Annotated in this window: 2 rRNA genes; both read right to left on the reverse strand. The window is 55.3% G+C overall.

Going from position 1 to position 2,945, the window contains the following annotated elements:
• Positions 1 to 76 (reverse strand): 5S ribosomal RNA (gene rrf, locus IEW17_RS21615); the annotation flags it as partial.
• A gap of 139 nt (positions 77 to 215) precedes the next feature.
• A 23S ribosomal RNA gene (locus tag IEW17_RS20500) occupies positions 216 to 2,945 on the reverse strand; the annotation flags it as partial.

Raw genomic sequence — 2,945 nt, forward strand, 5'->3', positions numbered from 1 at the left:
GTACCATAGGCGCACCGGGGCTTAACGACTCTGTTCGGAATGGGAAGAGGTGAACACCCGGGCTAAAGCCACCATTGCTGGCGGGGAGTGCGCGTGTTCTGATTGACCCGCTTGCGCGGGCACGCACTCCTCAATAACTCGACGTAAGGGGACAAAAACGAAGCGTGTGCGCGCGCTCGACGATTATATTCATTGCTGCTACATGTAGCAGCGGAATGGGCGAAGCCCTCGGCCACTTAGTACGGCTCAGCTATTCTGTTTCCAGTTGTTCACCTGCCGCCTATCAACGTCGTCATCTCCGACGGGCCTTCAATTGGGAAATCTCATCTCCAGGTGAGTTTCGCACTTAGATGCTTTCAGCGCTTATCTCGTCCCAGCGTAGCTACCCGGCGCTGCACCTGGCGGTACAACCGGCGCACCAGCGGCTGGTCCATCCCGGTCCTCTCGTACTAAGGACAGGTCCTGTCAAATTTCCAACGCCCACCACAGATAGGGACCGAACTGTCTCACGACGTTCTGAACCCAGCTCGCGTGCCACTTTAATCGGCGAACAGCCGAACCCTTGGGACCTTCTCCAGCCCCAGGACGTGACGAGCCGACATCGAGGTGCCAAACCTCCCCGTCGATATGAGCTCTTGGGGGAGATCAGCCTGTTATCCCCGGCGTACCTTTTATCCTTTGAGCGACGGCCCTTCCATGCGGAACCGCCGGATCACTATATCCGTCTTTCGACCCTGCTCGGCTAGTCGGCCTCACAGTCAAGCCCACTTCTGCTATTGCGCTCTGCGTACGGTTACCAAGCGTACTGAGTGGACCTTTGAAAGCCTCCGATACTCTTTTGGAGGCGACCACCCCAGTCAAACTACCCAGCAGCCACTGTCTCCCGGTACTCCGGGATTAGGCATCAGGCACGGCAAGGGCGGTATTTCAACGTCGGCTCCCCGAGAACTAGCGTCCCCGGCTCAGCGCCTCCCGCCTATGCTACACATGCCGAACCCAACACCAATGGCAACCTATAGTAAAGGTGCACGGGGTCTTTCCGTCCCGTGGCGGGTACTCGGCATCTTCACCGAGACTACAATTTCACCGAGCTCACGGCTGAGACAGCGCCCAGATCGTTACACCATTCGTGCAGGTCGGAACTTACCCGACAAGGAATTTCGCTACCTTAGGACCGTTATAGTTACGGCCGCCGTTTACCGGGGCTTCGATTCAAACCTTCGCACCTTGCGGCACTAAGTTCCCCTCTTAACCTTCCGGCACCGGGCAGGTGTCAGGCCTTATACGTCCGCTTGCGCGTTAGCAAAGCCATGTGTTTTTGTTAAACAGTCGCCTGGGCCTTTTCACTGCGGCTTCTCGGCTTGCACCGAGGAAGCGACCCTTCTCCCGAAGTTACAGGTCCATTTTGCCGAGTTCCTTGGCCGTGATTCACTCGAGCGCCTCAGGATACTCTCCTTGACTACCTGTGTCGGTTTGCGGTACGGGCAATAATTGCGTTAAAACGCTTAGCAGGTTTTCTTGGCAGTCGGATTAGGCACACTATCCGCGTGTCCCGAAGGACGTACGGTACTATCAGCTTTCGACTAGGTGAGCGTACTTAACTACTCTCCCAATATCTACGGCCTTCAACGGGCACTTCCGTCCGCCCGCGGTGCTTTCACTTCTGCGTCACTGCATCACTTGCAATCATTGGTACGGGAATATTAACCCGCTGTCCATCGAGTTCACCTTTCGGCTGCCCCTTAGGTCCCGACTAACCCAGCTCCGATTAGCGTTGAGCTGGAAACCTTAGTCTATCGGCGTGGGGGTTTCGCACCCCCATTATCGTTACTCATGCCTACATATGCTTTTCTCCACGCTCCAGCATGCCTGACGACACACCTTCACCGCAAGGAGAATGCTCCCCTACCACGTGATGGTCTTTCACATCACATCCATTGCTTCGGTACTAGATTTGATGCCCGCGTATTATCGACGCCCGCTCGCTCGACCAGTGAGCTGTTACGCACTCTTTAAAGGAATGGCTGCTTCCAAGCCAACCTCCTGGCTGTCAAAGCAAGTGGACCTCCTTTGTTCAACTTAATCTAGATTTAGGGACCTTAGCAGATGGTCTGGGTTCTTTCCCTCTCGGCCGGGGACCTTAGCACCCCAGGCCTCACTGCCGGCTATAGCCACTGGCATTCGGAGTTCATCAGGATTCGGTAGGCTCTGACACCCCCTAGTCCTATTGGTAGCTCTACCTCCAGTGACCTCAACGCCGACGCTGTACCTCAATACATTTCGGGGAGTACGAGCTATTTCTCAGTTTGATTGGCCTTTCACCCCTACCCACAAGTCATCGAAATCCTTTTCAACGGAAACTCGTTCGGTCCTCCAGTGCATGTTACTGCACCTTCAACCTGCTCATGGGTAGCTCACCAAGTTTCGCGTCTACCCCCCCCGACTCCGCGCCCTGTTCAGACTCGCTTTCGCTGCGGCTCCGCGCCTTAAAGCGCTTAACCTTGCCGGGGAGGAGTAACTCGTAGGCTCATTATGCAAAAGGCACGCTATCAGGCCACTAAAGCCCTCTAACTGCTTGTAAGCACACGGTTTCAGGTTCTTTTCACTCCGGTATTCCCGGTTCTTTTCACCTTTCCCTCACGGTACTAGTTCACTATCGGTGTCTCAGGAGTATGTAGCCTTAGCGGATGGTGCCGCTCGATTCAAACGGGGTTTCTCCGGCCCCGCCCTACTCAGGGTACCGCTACCGTGAATCAGAATTGTCGCTTACCGGGCTCTCACCGTCTATGGCGCCCTTTCCCAAGGACTTCAGCTAACTCGATTCAATCAGATGTCGCGGCCCTACAACCCCGGATTGGCCGTAACCAACCCGGTTTGGGCTCCTCCCCGTTCGCTCGCCACTACTTGGGGAATCATTGTTATTTTCTTTTCCTGCAGGTACTTAG

It is taken from the genome of Hymenobacter frigidus, from assembly GCF_014640435.1.
Classification (GTDB): Bacteria; Bacteroidota; Bacteroidia; order Cytophagales; family Hymenobacteraceae; genus Hymenobacter; species Hymenobacter frigidus.